At 27.2% G+C, this 17,808-nt stretch carries 18 protein-coding genes; 14 read left to right on the top strand and 4 right to left on the bottom strand.

The genetic code is table 11. From position 1 onward, the window contains the following. Window positions 1-184 precede the first annotated feature (184 nt). From CRIB_RS10540 to CRIB_RS10525, 4 genes are all read left to right on the top strand, one after another. The gene (locus CRIB_RS10540) at window positions 185-1,483 is read left to right on the top strand and encodes a M18 family aminopeptidase (RefSeq protein ID WP_180702330.1); all 1,299 of its coding nucleotides are present in this window, start codon (window positions 185-187) and stop codon (window positions 1,481-1,483) included. A 17-nt stretch (window positions 1,484-1,500) separates the two neighbouring features. Beyond that, window positions 1,501-2,253: a patatin-like phospholipase family protein gene (locus tag CRIB_RS10535; protein WP_180702329.1), complete on the top strand. Its 753-nt coding sequence runs from the start codon at window positions 1,501-1,503 to the stop codon at window positions 2,251-2,253. A gap of 101 nt (window positions 2,254-2,354) precedes the next feature. Further along, a complete protein-coding gene (locus CRIB_RS10530; RefSeq protein ID WP_180702328.1) occupies window positions 2,355-2,948 on the top strand; it encodes an AAA family ATPase in 594 nt (197 codons plus the stop codon). 421 nt (window positions 2,949-3,369) lie between these two features. Continuing rightward, a complete protein-coding gene (locus tag CRIB_RS10525; protein ID WP_180702327.1) occupies window positions 3,370-3,894 on the top strand; it encodes a peptidylprolyl isomerase in 525 nt (174 codons plus the stop codon). A 203-nt stretch (window positions 3,895-4,097) separates the two neighbouring features. Here the strand turns inward: CRIB_RS10525 and CRIB_RS10520 are convergent, their stop codons facing one another. After that, window positions 4,098-5,000, bottom strand: a complete 903-nt coding sequence (locus tag CRIB_RS10520) for a manganese-dependent inorganic pyrophosphatase (protein WP_180702326.1) — start codon at window positions 4,998-5,000, stop codon at window positions 4,098-4,100. Window positions 5,001-5,140: 140 nt separating this feature from the next. Here CRIB_RS10520 and CRIB_RS10515 point away from each other — a divergent pair, with 140 nt between their 5' ends. Together CRIB_RS10515 and adhE are read left to right on the top strand one after the other, a co-directional pair. Beyond that, on the top strand, window positions 5,141-5,737 hold the full coding sequence (locus tag CRIB_RS10515) for a DUF4230 domain-containing protein (protein ID WP_180702325.1): 597 nt from the start codon (window positions 5,141-5,143) through the stop codon (window positions 5,735-5,737). A gap of 317 nt (window positions 5,738-6,054) precedes the next feature. Next, window positions 6,055-8,703: a bifunctional acetaldehyde-CoA/alcohol dehydrogenase gene (adhE, locus tag CRIB_RS10510; protein ID WP_180702324.1), complete on the top strand. Its 2,649-nt coding sequence runs from the start codon at window positions 6,055-6,057 to the stop codon at window positions 8,701-8,703. A 117-nt stretch (window positions 8,704-8,820) separates the two neighbouring features. On the opposite strand, the gene CRIB_RS10505 is transcribed toward adhE, so the two are convergent. Next, window positions 8,821-9,150 (bottom strand): hypothetical protein, encoded by a 330-nt coding sequence (locus CRIB_RS10505; RefSeq protein WP_180702323.1) that lies wholly within the window; start codon window positions 9,148-9,150, stop codon window positions 8,821-8,823. Window positions 9,151-9,336: 186 nt separating this feature from the next. Then, on the bottom strand, window positions 9,337-9,588 hold the full coding sequence (locus CRIB_RS10500; RefSeq protein ID WP_071119361.1) for a hypothetical protein: 252 nt from the start codon (window positions 9,586-9,588) through the stop codon (window positions 9,337-9,339). Window positions 9,589-9,673: 85 nt separating this feature from the next. On the opposite strand from CRIB_RS10500, the gene CRIB_RS10495 reads away from it, so the two are divergent. From CRIB_RS10495 to CRIB_RS10475, 5 genes are all read left to right on the top strand, one after another. Further along, window positions 9,674-10,402, top strand: a complete 729-nt coding sequence (locus CRIB_RS10495) for a YkgJ family cysteine cluster protein (protein ID WP_180702322.1) — start codon at window positions 9,674-9,676, stop codon at window positions 10,400-10,402. 225 nt (window positions 10,403-10,627) lie between these two features. After that, a complete protein-coding gene (locus tag CRIB_RS10490; RefSeq protein WP_180702321.1) occupies window positions 10,628-11,425 on the top strand; it encodes a GTP pyrophosphokinase in 798 nt (265 codons plus the stop codon). 93 nt (window positions 11,426-11,518) lie between these two features. Next, window positions 11,519-12,211: a metallophosphoesterase gene (locus CRIB_RS10485; RefSeq protein WP_180702320.1), complete on the top strand. Its 693-nt coding sequence runs from the start codon at window positions 11,519-11,521 to the stop codon at window positions 12,209-12,211. 90 nt (window positions 12,212-12,301) lie between these two features. Next, window positions 12,302-13,096, top strand: a complete 795-nt coding sequence (locus CRIB_RS10480; RefSeq protein ID WP_180702319.1) for a hypothetical protein — start codon at window positions 12,302-12,304, stop codon at window positions 13,094-13,096. A 430-nt stretch (window positions 13,097-13,526) separates the two neighbouring features. Beyond that, window positions 13,527-14,012, top strand: a complete 486-nt coding sequence (locus CRIB_RS10475; protein ID WP_180702318.1) for a hypothetical protein — start codon at window positions 13,527-13,529, stop codon at window positions 14,010-14,012. 140 nt (window positions 14,013-14,152) lie between these two features. Here CRIB_RS10475 and fba read toward each other — a convergent pair whose 3' ends face one another. Continuing rightward, a complete protein-coding gene (gene fba, locus CRIB_RS10470; RefSeq protein WP_180702317.1) occupies window positions 14,153-15,016 on the bottom strand; it encodes a class II fructose-1,6-bisphosphate aldolase in 864 nt (287 codons plus the stop codon). Window positions 15,017-15,223: 207 nt separating this feature from the next. On the opposite strand from fba, the gene CRIB_RS10465 reads away from it, so the two are divergent. From CRIB_RS10465 to rlmD, 3 genes are read left to right on the top strand one after another with little or no spacing between them, the layout of a single operon-like run. Next, window positions 15,224-15,553 carry a DUF1904 domain-containing protein gene (locus CRIB_RS10465; protein WP_180702316.1) on the top strand — a complete coding sequence of 110 codons (330 nt, stop codon included), beginning with the start codon at window positions 15,224-15,226 and terminating at the stop codon, window positions 15,551-15,553. Beyond that, window positions 15,553-16,275, top strand: coding sequence for a pseudouridine synthase (locus CRIB_RS10460; RefSeq protein WP_180702315.1), 723 nt, complete (start codon window positions 15,553-15,555; stop codon window positions 16,273-16,275). The genes CRIB_RS10465 and CRIB_RS10460 overlap by 1 nt, the downstream gene beginning before the upstream one ends. 35 nt (window positions 16,276-16,310) lie before the next feature. Beyond that, window positions 16,311-17,666, top strand: coding sequence for a 23S rRNA (uracil(1939)-C(5))-methyltransferase RlmD (gene rlmD, locus CRIB_RS10455; protein WP_180702314.1), 1,356 nt, complete (start codon window positions 16,311-16,313; stop codon window positions 17,664-17,666). Window positions 17,667-17,808: the final 142 nt, after the last annotated feature.

The raw sequence follows: 17,808 nt of genomic DNA, 5'->3' as shown, positions 1-17,808 counted from the left end.
CTTATTTTTAGCAATGAAATATTATTAACAATATAAGTATTTATCAACAAATAACTTATGATAAAAATATTTTAGATAGTTTTGTAAAAATAATTGCCTTAATTTTATATGTATAAATTAAGGCAATTATAATTATATAATTTAAAAAGTTTTATATAAAATTTTATAAATAAGGAGTAGGGGTATGAATAGTAAAAAATTTGCAAGAAACTTAATAGATTTTATTTATAATAGTCCAACTGCATTTCATGCAGTTTCTACATCGAAGGAATTATTAGATGCAAATGGATTTATTGAGTTAGACTCATGTAAAATGTGGGATGTAAAAGTAGGTGGAAAGTATTATATAACTAAAAATTCATCAGCGATAGTAGCATTTACAGTAAACTCAGACAATATAGAGAAAGAAGGATTTAGAATAATAGGTTCTCATTCAGATTCACCATCGTTTAGAATAAAGCCAAATGCAGAAATAGAAGCTGAAAAATCTTACTTAAAGTTAAATACAGAATGTTATGGAGGTCCAATATTAAGTACATGGTTAGATAGACCTTTAGGAGTAGCTGGTAGGGTAATTATAAGAACAGATAATATATTAAAGCCTAAAGAAGTAATAGTAAACCTAGATAAACCAATATGTATTATACCTAATTTAGCTATACATATGAATAGAAGTGTAAATGAAGGTTATGCTTTTAATAAGCAAAAAGATTTACTTCCTTTAGTGGGATTATTAAATGATTCTCTAGAAAAAGATAATTTCTTAATAAAAGAGCTACAAAATAGATTAGGTATAGATATAGAGGATATAATAGATTTTGATTTATTTTTATATGAATTTGAAAAAGGATGTCTAATGGGTGCTAATGAAGAATTTATATCAAGTGGTAGACTTGATAATTTAGCTATGGCTCATGCAAGTTTAAATGCTCTAATAAATGCTGATGGAAATAAAGGTATAAATATAGTAGCTGTATTTGATAATGAGGAAGTTGGAAGTTCTACCAAACAAGGTGCAGACTCAAATATGTTATTAAATATACTAGAAAGAATTTGTATATCACTAGGAAAAACTAGAGAAGAATTTTTTACATCTATGTATTCATCATTTATGATATCTTCTGATTTAGCACATGCAGTTCATCCAAATATTCCTGAAAAACATGACCCAACAAATAGACCTGTAATGGGTAAAGGTCCTGTTATAAAAATAAATGCAAATCAAGCGTATACTAGTGATGCATATTCTATATCTATATATAAATCTATCTGCAAAGAAAGTGGTGTTAAATATCAAGAATTTGTTAATAGATCAGATGAAAGAGGAGGAAGTACTATAGGTCCGATATCATCTACTCATATAGATATACCATCAGTTGATGTAGGAACACCGATACTTGCGATGCATTCTATAAGAGAATTAGGATCTGTGGACGATCACTATAGTATATATAAAACATTTCATAAATTTTATGAGATATAATTAAGGAGGAATGAGATTTGAATATAGGATTATGTCTTTGTGGTGGTGGAGCCAAAGGAGCTTATCAAGCAGGGGTTATAAAGGCTTTATATGATAGAGGTATAAATAAATTTAATGCTATATCAGGAACTTCGATAGGTGCAGTAAATGGATATTTTATATTCACAAATAATGTTGAAAAGTTAGAAGAAATGTGGACAGATATTGATGCTCATATTGAACATTCTATAAAAATCGTGGATAAAACTGTGGATAATTCGTCTATAATCGAAGTTTTATCTAATATTGATTATAAAAGTACAGCAAATCCTGACTTTTATGTAAACTATATAAATATAGAAAACAAATTACCAAAAGAGAAAATAGTAAATATATCAGAATTAAATAAAGAAGAAGGTTTAAAAAGTATAAAATATAGTTCACTACTTCCATTTAATCCACAAGGTACAATGGGATTACATAATCAATTTATGAAGGATTTAAGTGAAGGTTTATATAATGGATATAATCTTGATGGAGGATTAGTTAATAATACTTTATTAAATCCACTATTAAACCAAAAATTAGATAAAATTATAGTTATATCAATGAAACATGATTATACATTGCCAGATGAAATTAAAAATATTTGCAATGAAGATAATATAATAATTGTTAGACCTAAAACTGTATTTGATAAAGATGATACTTTAAGATTTGAAAAAGAATTTTGTAAGCAAATATACTACGAAGGATATGAGATAGGTAAAAATCTGAACATTTCTATGTAAATAAATAGAATTATATTAAAAATATTGAATAAACTTCTAAATGTTAGTATAATATAAAAGTTCTTTAAATTTAGAAAAAATATATGGAGTTGATATAAATTATGGCAACTAAGAGAATAGCAGTTTTAGGTGGACCAAGATGTGGTAAGACTACATTAATACAGCATTTATATGTTGAGATGAAAATAGCTGGATTAAATGCAGGTTATGCCCTAGAGTATTCAACGGAATACTTAAAAGATAAAGGTATGATAGAAACTATATCTGAACAATATGGAATCTACTTAGGCCAAAAGAAATTAGAGGATGAGCTATCAGTATTTGATTATGCTCTTACTGATTACGCAACATTTGTACCTTACATATACGGAAGATTCATGTTAGGAAACAAAGAAAGAACAAAAAAGGAAATACAAATATTAAAAGATTTATACTGCCTAGCTATAGAAGATATACAAAACTATGATATGATAATTTATGTTCCTAGAGAATTTGGATATATACAAGATGGAGTTAGATGGCAAGATGAAGATATAGCACTTCAAATAGATGATGCTATATTAAGCTTCTTAAAGGCAGAAAATGTTAACTATATAGAAGTAAAAGGATCAACAAAGGAAAGAGCTAGCCAAATACTAGACTTATTAGGTGTTGATTATCAAGAAACTATACAATTAAATGATGACGAAAAATAAGCTACTATTAATTTAGTAGCTTTTTTACGCTTAAGGATATTATAATACTTAAAAAAATGTGGATAAATTCTGAATGTAGGTAATATCAATAAATTGGTGTTGAGCGTAAAAATACTTCGCCCACGCAGTGGTTCAAGCAACATACGAAGTCGTTGGCGACATGAAGTGTTTCGCCGACACGTCGCTCAAGCGAAGCGAATTTTTTATATTTATAATTTAGTGAATTTATGGACAAATTATATTAAGTATTTTATAACAGATTGTATAATGAATATAGTTAGTATAAATTTATTGAATAGAATAGTTAAGCTATTCAATTAGATACATTAACAATATGAAATTTTATGTAAAAATTAATAAAATATGGTATATAATATATACATATATTAAAATCAAATGAAAATGAAAGGAAAATATAAACATGGAAAAGAAAAATCCTATAGTAACGATAGAAATGGAAAATGGAAAGAAAATAGTAGCAGAGTTATATCCACATATAGCTCCTAATACTGTTAAAAACTTCGTAACATTAGTAAATCAAGGATTCTACAATGGAGTAGGGTTCCACAGAGTAATAGAAGGATTTATGATACAAGGTGGATGTCCTAATGGAAATGGAATGGGAGGACCAGGATATTCTATAAAAGGTGAATTCAGAGGCAATGGGTTTACTAATAATTTAAAGCATGAAGCTGGAGTATTATCTATGGCTAGAACTATGGCTCCTAACTCAGCAGGTTCTCAATTCTTTATAATGCACAAAAACTCTCCACACTTAGACGGTCAATATGCTGCATTTGGTAGAGTAATAGAAGGTATGGATGTAGTTAATGAAATAGCTACAACTGCTACTGATAGAGCAGACAAGCCAAAGACTCCACAAGTTATGAAAAATGTAACTGTTGAGACTTTTGGTGAAGATTATTCAGATGTAGAAAAAATGTAATTTATTTCTAAGTTATTACATTAAATAAACTATTTACAATCTGATTACTTTGTTTTAAAATAATATAGATAAATCCTAAAAAACATATATAGTAAAAAGCAGTTAATGTTTTAAACCTAAAAATTTAACCTACGCTAATGATTTGGTTAAGAAATTAAATGAAAATTATACAAAAAAAGGAAGGTATTTACCTTCCTTTTTTACTATATATTTTTAATTGCTGTAGTTAAGTTTGGAACTAATTGTTTCTTTCTAGAAACAACACCTTCTGCAAATACACCTTGAGATGCATCTACGCTAAATGCATCAGAGATTACTTTATCTCCAGCTTTGTATATTAAATAAGAACCTTCTTTTATTATGTCAGTTATAGCTAGTACTAATACATCATAGTCAGTTGAGTTTATATGTGCTAAGAAATCATCTTTTTTAGCAAGTATAGAATCTATATCTAAAGTGAATACTTGTCCGATACCAACTCTTTTTCCGCTCATATCAAACTCTTTAAAGTCCATATTAACTATTTCTTCTATACTAAATTCATCTAAAGATGTACCAGCTTTGAACATTTCCATAGCATAGCTTTCTATATCAACGTTTGCTATTTTACTTAATTCTTCACAAGCTAACTTGTCCATTTCAGTAGTAGTTGGAGATTTGAATAATAATGTATCTGATAATATAGCAGATAATAAAAGACCAGCTATTTCGTAAGGAACTTCTACATTATTTTCTTTATACATTTGATATATTATAGTACATGTACATCCAACAGGCATAACTCTTATAGATATAGGTACCTCAGTGCTTATTTCAACTTTATGGTGGTCTACAATCTCAACTATGTTAGCCTCTTCTATACCATCAGCAGTTTGAGCAAGTTCATTATGGTCAACTAAAACAACATCTTTGTTTTTTGCATCTGTTAATAACTCAGGTGCGTCTACCTTGAAGTAATTTAGAGCAAATTGAGCTTCTTTTCTTACTTCTCCTAAAGCATAAGGCTTGGCTTCGAAACCTAATTGATTTTTTAAATGCGATAAAGCAATTGAAGAACATATAGAATCTGTATCTGGATTCTTATGTCCGAAAACTAATAAACTCATTTTATTTCTCCTTCCAGAATATAATTAAAATAGTTCTATAAATATTCAAGACTTAATTTAATTATAATTATCATATTTTAGTTTATACCAAAAGTATATTTATTAATAACAAAAACATTATACCAAAAGGAGGAATTTATGTGTTACAAAAACAAAAAAAAATTAATAAAGCACTTATATTGTTTCTATTTTTAATATTATTAATAAGTGGAATATATTTTATATCTAATAAATATAAAAAAGAAAGTATATATAAAGATAATATAAAAGTAATAAATACCTTAAGCCAAGTATTAGATATAAGTACTGTAAAATATAATTATAGTAATATTGTAGAAATAAAAAAAGATAAAAGTATTAGTAATATAAAAATACCTTTTACGGAAAAATCATTTATTATAAAGTATAACGGAATAATAAATGGAGGTGTAAAACCGGAAGATATAGAGGTAGTAAGTAATACGGGAGATGAAATATTAATAGAAATTAAAAAATGTCAAATTTTAGACCATTATATAGATGATGAAAACATATATGTTTATGATATTAAAAACTCAATATTTAATAAGTTAGATATACAAGAGGCATTAGATGAGATAAGTAACTGCAAAAAGGAATATGAAGAAAAAATTATAAGTGAAGGGTTTATGGAAGAGATACAAAAAAATACAAAGATAAGTATAGAAAATATATTAAAGGGAATTGGATATAAAGAAGTAGTTATAAATTTTAAATAAAATTCATTTATTATATTTATAATGATTTTATTATGTATTATAAACTCATAAAAATATTAAGAATTATGGGAATATATATTGGCGCAAAATAAGAAATAAATAATTGCTTAAAAATTAATTATATCTTTTTTATTTTAAAACATACTATAAAATACAATTAAAATACTTAAGAATAAAATAAAAACATTTTCCTTTATATTAAATAAAGAAAAGATGTTGACAATGTTAGGTACATAAGATAATATTTAAATATATCAAGTTTGTTAATTAACTAACATAGTTTTTTACATAAAATTATTTCAAGGGGGAATATACATATGAGTAAAAATTTAAATCCAGAATTTAGTGTAGATAACATGATTGATGATTTAGTTACAAAAGCTAACGAGGCAAAAAATGAAATGTTAAAGCTAGACCAAGAAGCAATTGATAAAATAGTTTCTGCAATGGCTAAGGCAGGTTTAGACAAGCACATAGAGTTAGCTAAGATGGCAGTAGAAGAAACAAATAGAGGGGTATTTGAAGATAAGGTTACAAAAAATATATTCGCAACAGAATATATTTATAATAGTATAAAGTATACAAAAACAGTTGGTATAATTGAAGAAAATGATGAAGAAGGATATATGATGGTTGCAGAGCCAATAGGAGTTGTAGCAGGTGTTACTCCAGTAACTAACCCAACTTCAACTACTATGTTTAAAGCATTAATATCGATAAAAGGAAGAAATCCAATAATATTTAGTTTCCACCCATCAGCTCAGAAATGTTCATCAGAAGCTGCAAGAATATTAAGAGATGCAGCTATAGATGCAGGAGCACCAAAAAATTGTATTCAATGGATAGAAGAACCATCTTTAGAAGCATCAAGTGCACTTATGAAACATAATGGAGTATCTTTAATATTAGCAACAGGTGGACCGGGAATGGTTAAATCAGCTTACTCTTCAGGAAAACCAGCTTTAGGGGTTGGAGCAGGTAACGTACCATGTTTTATAGAAAAATCAGCAGATATAAAGCAAGCAGTAAACGATTTAATATTATCTAAAACTTTCGATAATGGAATGATATGTGCATCAGAGCAAGCTGTTATAGTAGAAGAAAGTGTATATGATGAAGTAGTAGGATTAATGAAGGCTTATAATTGCTACTTTGTTGATGGAAAAGAAAAAGAACTATTAGAAAAAACAGTAATAAATCCAGAAACAAAATCTTTAAATCCTAATATAGTTGGGCAAACACCATATAAAATAGCTCAAATGGCAGGTTTTGAAGTGCCTAAAGATGCTAAAATGTTAGTAGCTGAAATAGGTGGAGTAGGAATAGATTATCCATTATCTAAAGAAAAATTAAGTCCAGTACTTGCATGTATAAAAGTAAAAGATGCTCAAGAAGGAATACAAAGATGTGTAGATATGACTGAGTTTGGAGGATTAGGACATTCAGCTGTTATACACTCAAATAATGATGATATAATATTAGAATTTAGTCAAAAAGTAAGAACAGGAAGATTATTAGTAAACGCACCTTCTACTCATGGTGCTATAGGAGATATATATAACGTGAACACGCCATCATTAACTTTAGGGTGTGGATCTATGGGGAATAACTCTACTACAGATAACGTATCAGCAGTAAACTTAATAAATGTTAAAAAGGTTACTAAAAGGAGAGTAAATATGCAATGGTTTAAAGTACCTGAAAGAATATATCATGAAGTTGGTTCAGTTCAATATTTAGAAAAGTTACCTGACGTTGAAAGAGTAATGATAGTTACTGATAGAACTATGGCTCAATTAGGATACGTTGAAAAATTAGAGTACCACTTAAGAAAAAGAAGAAATCCAGTTATGATAGATGTATTTGCTGATGTAGAGCCAGATCCATCTGTAGACACAGTATTAAATGGTGCTGAAGCGATGAGAAAATTCAAGCCAGATACTATAATAGCTTTAGGTGGAGGATCTGCAATGGATGCTGCTAAAGGTATGTGGTTATTCTATGAAAATCAAGATGCAGATTTTGAAGATTTAAGACTTAAGTTTATGGATATAAGAAAAAGAATATATAAATTCCCTAAATTAGGAAGAATAGCTAAGATGGTAGCTATACCAACTACTTCAGGTACAGGATCAGAGGTTACATCTTTCGCGGTTATAACTGACAAAGTAAACAATATAAAATATCCTTTAGCTGATTATGAGTTAACTCCAGATGTAGCTATAATAGATCCTACATTCGTAATGTCTGTACCAGCAGCTGTTACTGCAGATACAGGGTTAGATGTATTAACTCATGCTATAGAAGCTTATGTTTCTATAATGGCAACTGATTATACAGATGCTTTAGCTATGAAGGCTATACAAATGGTATTTGAATACTTACCAAAATCATACAAGGGAGCTAATACAGCAGAAGGAAAAGAAGCAAGAGAAAAAATGCACAATGCTTCTTGTATAGCAGGTATGGCATTTGCAAATGCATTCTTAGGTGTTAATCATTCACTAGCTCATAAGTTAGGATCAGAATTCCATATACCACATGGTAGAGCAAATGCAATATTATTACCTCATGTAATAGAATATAATGCTACTATGCCAAGTAAGTTTGCAGCATTCCCAAAATATAAGTCATTTGTAGCAGATAAGAAATATGCTGAGATTGCAAAATCTTTAGGATTAAAAGCTGATACTACAGAAGAAGGTGTTAAGAGCTTAGTTGAAGCCGTAAGAAATTTAATGAAAGAATTAAATATGCCAATGACTATACAAGCATGCGGAATAGAAGAAGATACTTATTTAGCAGCTATAGAGAGATTAGCTTTAGATGCATTTGATGATCAATGTACTCCAGCTAACCCAAGATTACCATTAGTGAGTGAATTAGTTCAAATATATAAAGATATATATAAGACTAAGTCTTCAGTAAAGAAAGAGGAAAAAAAAATAGCTGAACAAAATGCATAATATTCTGAAAAATGAATTTAATTAACATATAAATTTCAACATGATTAAAATATAAATAATATAGTTTATATAAAAGGGGCCTATTAAGGCCCCCTTATTTTTTAGTTGTATTTAAAATTAAGATTTAAACATTCTAACTTTTTCAAAGTCATTTTTTATATTTATTATACAGTTATCATAATTAATTTCAAAGTTAGCAAAAGCAGAAAATAAATCTATATCCCTCATTAAATGAACAGTCATTATATTACTTTCCTTATTTATTCTAAGTATTAATGATCTAACATAAGGAAATTGTATCCTAGAATTAAAGAAACTATCTTCATTAGTATCGATATCTAGACTACGATAATTTATATCTATGAATAAATCTATATCATTATCTTCTTCTCTTATAATTCTAAAATTAAAGTCAGTATCTAAGCATAGTTTTCCTATATTTAGCATGTAATCACCTCTTTTAAGTTCGTTATAAGATAGTATTATACATTATATTTTATAAATTTAATATAAAAAGAGCCTCTGTTGGGGGAAACAAAGGCTCAAAATTGGGGGAGATTGAGTTAAATATTTAATTTTACATTAATATTATTGACCCAGAATTTAAATTTATACATTAATTATATAAAAATATTATCTTTTTTTATTTATAAATTTAGGTCCAAGATACTTTCTTATATCTTCATCAGAAGAAAAATCATCTATAAGTATTTCCCTTCCTGTTTCTTCGAATACTACTAGAACTTCACAGTCACCTTGTAAGAAGAATTTTCTAACTGTTTCTTCTCTAACTTCTCTAACTTTAGTTATGTTCTTTTTAGTTTTTTCGTAATCCTTAGTATAATAACTATCCATCATATTGATTATTTTTGTATATCTATTCATAAAATACCTCCTATAAAGATTCTAAAAATATATGTTATAATAATTGTTTGTATTAACTTAATAATTATAACAAGGAGTAATAATAATGACTAGTATAAAAAAGAATCATGTAGTAAATTGTATAAATTATGCAAATGAAAAAAAACTATTTGATAGATTGAATGATATTTATAAAAATTTACCAAATGGAGATTGTAGTGGATGTGGAAATTGTTGCATGGAATCCGTTGGAACAAATTTAATTGAATTTATAAATATATATAATTATTTAGAGAATAAACCAGAATTAAAAAAGATGTGTTTAGATAAAATTGTAGATTATTATTTCTTAGAATATATTGAGAAGAAACCATGTCCATTTAAAGATAAATATAATAGATGTATGATATATGATGTAAGACCTTTAAATTGTAGATTATTTGGGCATTGGAAAAAGGAAGATTATAATAAAAATTTAGATAACGTTACTCAACGAAATAGAGAATATAGAGACTTAATAAAATCAAGATATGGGTTTGATATTAGTGATAAGGTAGTAAACTATAGAATAAATTATTGTGAAAGTTTTATACCTGAACATAAATACTTATCAAAAAGTCAAAGATTAGAATTTGCAGATAGCTTAATGACATTAGATTCCAATATATATGCTAAAGGAATCATAGATATAGATTTTAAAGATAGAGGAATAGTTGAATACTTTATAGAAAGCTTGTTACATGAAGATACTGCATATAATATAAAAATAAGAGTATCTAAAGATGATAAAGTAAGAAATAGAGCGATTAATAGATTGAAAAAAATATTATACTAGAGGAATAAATTAATAGTGATATAGAATAAATACTCATGAACATAATGATTATGTTGGAGATTGCAGTCAATTTAAGTAATGTTTAATTTCTTTGATAAATTATTTAATAGATTTATGTGAAGTTAATTATATATTAAAGGATGGTAAGTTGCTTTATTATACCAAAATAAAGCAACTTATGTTAAAATAGATGTGTATGGAAAAATGAGATAAAGGGTGGATGATATGGAATACGAAAAATGGGATGAAGTATTAGCGCCTTATAATAATGCTGTTGAAGAACTAAAAGTAAAGTTTAAAAATATAAGAAAAGAATTTTTAACGAAGGGTGAATATTCTCCGATAGAATTTGTAACAGGGAGAACTAAAAAAATAGCATCTATTGTATCAAAAGCTAAACGATTAAATATACAAGACATTGAAGCAGAAATGGAAGATATAGCTGGTATAAGAATCATGTGTCAGTTTGTAGAAGACATATATAATATTGTGAATTTAATTAAATTGAGAAGTGATATGACTATAGTTTATGAAAAAGACTATATTAAAAACTTTAAAGATAGTGGATATAGAAGCTATCATATAATAATAAAATATCCTATAAATTCAATAGCAGGGTCTAAGGAAATTTTATGTGAGATACAGATAAGAACACTTGCTATGAACTTTTGGGCGACAATAGAACATTCTTTAAAATATAAGTATGAACACTATATTCCGGACACATTAGCTGTTAGATTAAGAAGGGCAGCAGATGCAGCTTTCTTATTAGATCAAGAGATGAGTGAAATTAGAGAAGATATAATGAAAGCTCAAGTTATGTATCAAGTAAAGTCTGTTACATTAAGGGATGTTTTAAATAAGATTCAAGAATTATACAATGTAGGTGAAACGCATAAGGCCATAAAATATCAAAGAAGATTAGATAAAATAGATAATGAAAGAGATATAACTGAAATATTACAATTAAAAAAGGAGATAGACTCCTTATTACAAGAATATAAAAATAAAGTTGGTGATTAGGCAGTTATCCAATGTAGGATAACTGTCTTTTTTGGAAATATTAAAATATATAGTTATATAATTTGAAACGTAGTACTAGAAAGGACAGATGAGATGAGTTTATATGCAATAGGTGATTTACATTTCTCAACATTAGTAGAAAAGCCAATGAATATATTTGGAGATAAATGGGACAAACATGAAGAGAAAATAATTAGTAGCTGGAAAGCTAATGTTAAAGAAGATGATTTAGTTTTAGTTTTAGGAGATACTTCATGGGGGATTAACTTAACTGAAGCTAAACCAGATTTAGATATTATAAGCAATCTTTCTGGAAAGAAAATTTTTATAAAAGGAAATCATGATTACTGGTGGACAACAGTAACAAATTTAAATAAATTATACAATGATATGAAATTTTTACAAACAAATTTCTATGAGTATGGAGAGTATGCTATATGTGGTGGTAGAGGTTGGATTTGCCCAAATGATTTTAAATTTGATGACAATGATGAAAAAATATATAAAAGAGAAGAAAATAGAATTAGATTATCACTTCAAGCTGCAAGAAAAAAAGGGTACTCTAAATTTATAGTTATAACTCATTATCCACCTACAAATGATAAATTAGAAGAATCATTATTTACTAAATTGTATGAAGAATATAAAGTAGATAAAGTGATATATGGACATTTACATGGGAAAGAATCATTTAAAATGGGTCTAAAAGGAGTTCGAAATGGGGTTGAGTATATTTTAGCTTCTTGTGATTATATAGATTTTAATTTAATAAAAATAATGGATTAATAAATCAATAATTTGTAAATACTATCAAATAATATGTTAAAATACAAAAATTAGGAAGATTATCCTAATTGAAGAAGGAGACTTGAATATATGAGATGGATAGCGGTATTCTTATTTTTATATTTTATACCTTTGATAGTATTATTTAAAAATTATAATAATATAAAAAGATCATTTATATACGCAAGTATGTATATTACATTAGTTACGACCATAGTAATAACTAATATATACATTAGTGGATTAAATCAAATAAAAGAGGCAATGCATTATCAAAACTATTCTTTTGAAAAAGAATATATAGAAGAATCTGTAAGTGAAAATAAAAATGTTCAAGACACTTCAGAGATTGCAAAACAAGAAGAACTTGAAGAAAACATTAAAGATGATAGTAATAATATAGTTTTAGAGGAGAATGAAGGAGATAATAAAGAAGTAGTAAATTATGATTCTAAAAAAAGTGATAAAGAGCTTGTATATGAATTTAAGAAAGAAATTTATGAAATAGAGCTTAAGGCACTTATTCCTATGAGAGAATGTATTCCTTATACTAAAAATATAGTTGGAAATCTAAAAAAATTAGATAAAGTAAAGCAAGACTTAGAATATGCATCAGATATGTGTACAGAGGTTATATCGATATATGAGACTATGGATATACCACAACTATCAAATGATGAATACACTGAAATTTTAAATGATGCTAGAAATGATGTAAAAACAGCATATGAATTAAGGGAGAAAGCAATGGATTTTGCAGTTACTCTTGTAAATACTAAAAATCCAAAATATATAGGAAAGATAACAGAGTATCTTAATTTATCAGATAATTATATAGCTGACTTTAAAGAGAGATTAGTGAATTTAAATCAAATTATAGATTAATAATAATATAAATGTATACTTGGTATTATATTTACATACTAAGTATACATTTTTGAGCAAAGGATGTATCCTTAGCGGTAGCAAAGACATATCGTTGGCGAAATGAAGTGTTTCGCAGACACGTCGCTCAAGCGAAGTAAATTTTTTATCAATTAATTGTAGTAAAATGATATATTGTTAGAGATATAATAAAAGTAAAATTTTGATTTATAATTTAACATATGCTATAATGTGTTGAATCAATATTATAGAATATAATTCCTTAAATGCAATGCAATTTACAAATGAAGGCATTACTAATAGAAATACTACATATAACAAAGAAATAGAACATAAAAATATGATAGAAGTTAAATAAATGGATAGATATAAACAAATTTATACAAAAGTACAATTAGTACTATTATTGGTGTAGGTGGGAGGCAATCGAATGATAGAACTAAACTTAGAGAATAAAAAAGGAAAAATAAAAATAAATAGTAATGATGTGAAAAATGTTTTAGAATTGCGCCCTGATTTTGAGTATATACAAGATATCTCAGAGACAATAAGTCAAAAAAATATAATGGTATATGATTGTCAATTATCTAGAGAAATATTTAATATGGAAGATATAGATGAAATAAAAGAAGAGATAGGAAAAGATATAGATGAATCTTATTTTGACATTTTATTCGAAGATGTAAGAGCATATTTAAAAGACGCTACAGATGAAATTGAAGAGGAAATACAAGATAAATATTTATTAGATAATGTAAGATGTTACTTTGATGTATATAATATAGATGAAACATTTACAGATTTTAAATTTGTATTTCTTGTAAGTTTTAAGGATATAAAAATAGCATCTCTTACTAATTTATCTAAATTAATAGGTAAAAGACAATTAACAGGAGCATCAAAGTTTTATAGTTAATAAAGTAAAAAAGAGTATAATTTAGTGATTAATCACTAGATTATACTCTTTTTTATTTATCGCTAATGTAAATTTAAAATTTATAAAGAAATAATTACTATTTTATAACTGTCTAGTTAACAGGGTCATAACTAATAAAATTAAGCTTTATTTATAGATCCAAATAACTCCATTTTCTCTTTAACAGTAGCTTTTATAGCCTCAAATCCTGGAGCTAAAACTTTACGAGGGTCAAATCCTTTACCTTGTAAGTCTTTTCCTTCTTCTATGTATTTACGAGTAGCAGCAGCAAATGCTAATTGACACTCAGTATTCACATTTATTTTAGATACACCTAAAGATATAGCTTTTTGTATCATTTCAGCAGGTATACCTGTACCACCATGTAAAACTAATGGCATATCACCTGTAGCATTGTTTATAGCTTCTAAAGCATCAAAGTTTAATCCTGCCCAATTTTCTGGATATTGTCCATGTATGTTACCTATACCAGCAGCTAACATATCAACACCTAAGTCAGATATTAATTTACATTCATCTGGATCTGCAACTTCACCAGCACCAACAACACCATCTTCTTCTCCACCTATAGAACCAACTTCTGCTTCTACAGATATTCCTTTAGAATGAGCTATTTCAACTATTTCTTTAGTTTTAGCTACATTTTCTTCTATAGAGTAGTGAGAACCATCAAACATAACAGAAGAGAAACCTGCTTCTATTACTTTTAAAGCTCCTTCATAACTACCATGGTCTAAATGTAATGCAACTGGAACTGTTATGTTTAATTCTTCTAACATTCCATTAACCATACCAACTATAGTTTTATATCCCCCCATATATTTACCAGCACCTTCAGAAACACCTAATATAACAGGTGAGTTGTTTTCCTGAGCAGTTAATAAAACAGCTTTAGTCCATTCTAAGTTATTTATGTTGAATTGACCTACTGCGTATTTGCCTTCTCTAGCTTTATTTAACATTTCTTTTGCAGAAACTAACATAGTTAAAACCTCCCTAATTAAGTTAAATTCAAAATTGTTTATAATTTTGATTTAATTACTAAATTCTAAAATTTACCCATCAATTAATATTATAACGTTTATGGAAAAAAAGTACATAGTAAATTGTAATAACTTGAAATTAAAAGTATAATAATACTTAAATAAGAATGAATTATAAATTTTTATTATATAGAAAGGAAAAATGTTATGCCACAAATAAAGATAAGAGGAATAAATGAAAATCAAATATGTGAAATAAGTGAAAAAATGATAGATGAATTAGTAGATGCGGTAAAATGTCCAAGAGACTATTTTGAGATAGAATGTATAAAATCTGTAGCTATAAGAAATGGGAAAATAGCAGACGTATATCCTTTTGTAGAGGTAGCTTGGTTTGATAGAGGTCACGAGGTACAAGATACCGTTGCAAAAATAATAACAGATAATATAAGGGAAAATTTAAACATAGAGAATATGGATTTAGCGTTTACAGTTTTTGAAAAAGAAAAATACTATGAGAATGGAGAACATTTTTAATGGGAAAAAAAATGCGCGTAGATAAGTTACTTTCAAATGTGGGAGTAGCTAGTAGGGCGGAATTAAAAAAATACTGTAAACAAGGACTAATATCTGTAAATGGAAAAGTTATAAATAATCCAGGAATACAGGTTGATTCTGAAAATGATGAAGTTATGTTTAATGGAGAAAAAATAGTATATAGAGAATTTATTTATATAATGTTAAATAAACCAGATGGATACATATCAGCTACATTTGATAAACATGACCCAATAGTATTAGATTTAATCGATTCGTCATATCTAGTATTTGAACCATTTCCAGTAGGAAGATTGGACAAGGATACAGAAGGATTATTAGTTCTTACTAATGATGGTCAACTTTCTCATAGAGTGTTATCTCCTAAAAAGCATGTACCAAAAACTTATTATGCAAAAATACAAGGAAAAGTAACGGAAGAAGATATACTTGCATTTGAAAAAGGTGTAATTCTTGATGATGGATATGAAACAATGCCATCACAATTAAAAATATTAAAAAGTGATGATATTTCCGAAATAGAACTTACAATTCATGAAGGTAAATTCCACCAAGTAAAAAGAATGTTTGAGAGTGTAGACAAAAAAGTAGTATACTTAAAAAGGATTTCTATGGGAAAATTAAAGTTAGATGAAAGCTTAGAATTAGGAGAGTATAGAGAATTAACTGAAGAAGAAGTTAAGTTAATAGAAGAAAGATAGTTTGATAATATAAACAACAAGCGGAGGTAGCATTAGTGAAAAGAAGAGACGTTATAGAGTTTGAAGTAGATAAAATGGAGTTCGGAGGAACATCTGTAAGTAGATATGGAAACAGAGATATACATATGAAAGGTGGAATAACTGGACAAAAGGTTAAAGCTGCTGTAAAAAGAACGAAAAGTGGAAAAGCAGATGTTAAGATGTTAGAGTTATTAGAAAACTCTCCGATAGAAACAGAAACACCATGTAAGCATTTTAATGAATGTGGAGGATGTAGCATATTATCTGTTCCTTATGAAAAGCAATTAGAAATAAAAGAAAGACAAGTTATGGATTTATTTTTACAACAAGATTTATTTGGATTTAAATTCTTAGGTATACAAGGTAGTCCTCAAAATAAATTATATAGAAATAAAATGGAATATACTTTTGGAGATGAAATGAAGGATGGACCATTAACATTAGGTCTTCATAAAAAAGGAAGGCATATAGATATAATGACAGTTGATGGATGTTTCTTAGTTGACCAAGACTTTATAAAAGTTTTAACTTCAACAGTAGAATTCTTTAATGAAAAAGAACTACCTTACTATAGAACTGTAAATCATAAAGGATACTTGAGAAATCTTGTAGTTAGAAAAGGTATAAATACTAATGAGCTTATGGTAAATATAGTAACATCTTCTCAAGTTGATTTTAATATGAATGAATATAAAGATATGTTATTAAATTTAGATACAGAAGCTGAATTAGTAAGTATATTACACACAATAAATGATGGATTAGCAGATGCTGTAAACTGTGATGAATTAAGAGTATTACATGGAAGAGATTATATTCATGAAGAAGTTTTAGGCTTAAGATTTAGAGTTTCTCCATTTTCATTCTTCCAAACTAACACTAAAGGAGCAGAAGAACTTTACACTATAGCTAGAGAGTTTGTAGGAGACCACAATGATAAGGTTGTATTTGACTTATATAGTGGAACGGGAACTATAGGTCAAGTTATGGCTAAAGCAGCTAAGAAGGTATATGGAATAGAAATAATAGAAGAAGCTGTAGTAGCTGCAAATGAAAATGCTAAACTAAATGGATTAACTAACTGTGAATTTGTTGCAGGAGATGTAGCAAAAACTGTAAAGAATTTAAAGGATAAGCCAGATTTAATAATAGTAGATCCACCAAGACCAGGAGTACACAAAGATGCAGTAAGAGATATATCTAATTTTGGAGCAAAGGAAATAGTTTATATATCTTGTAATCCAAAGACTCTAGTTCTTGATTTAGTTGAATTTAAAAAGTACGGATATGAATTAGAAAAAGTAAAGTGTATGGATATGTTCCCGAATACTCCACACGTTGAAACTATAGTAAAGCTTATAAAAAAATAATAAAAGTAAAAAACTTAAGATATAGTCTTAAGTTTTTTATTTTTATATAGAAAATTTAAATTTTAAAGATTAATAATAAGTTATTTTTATATTTTATAGGGATAAAAAATACAAAAAATCTAAATATAATAAAAGAATTATA

It is taken from the genome of Romboutsia ilealis (assembly GCF_900015215.1).
Taxonomy (GTDB): domain Bacteria; phylum Bacillota; class Clostridia; order Peptostreptococcales; family Peptostreptococcaceae; genus Romboutsia; species Romboutsia ilealis.
This window is presented reverse-complemented; position numbering and strand designations above follow the sequence as displayed.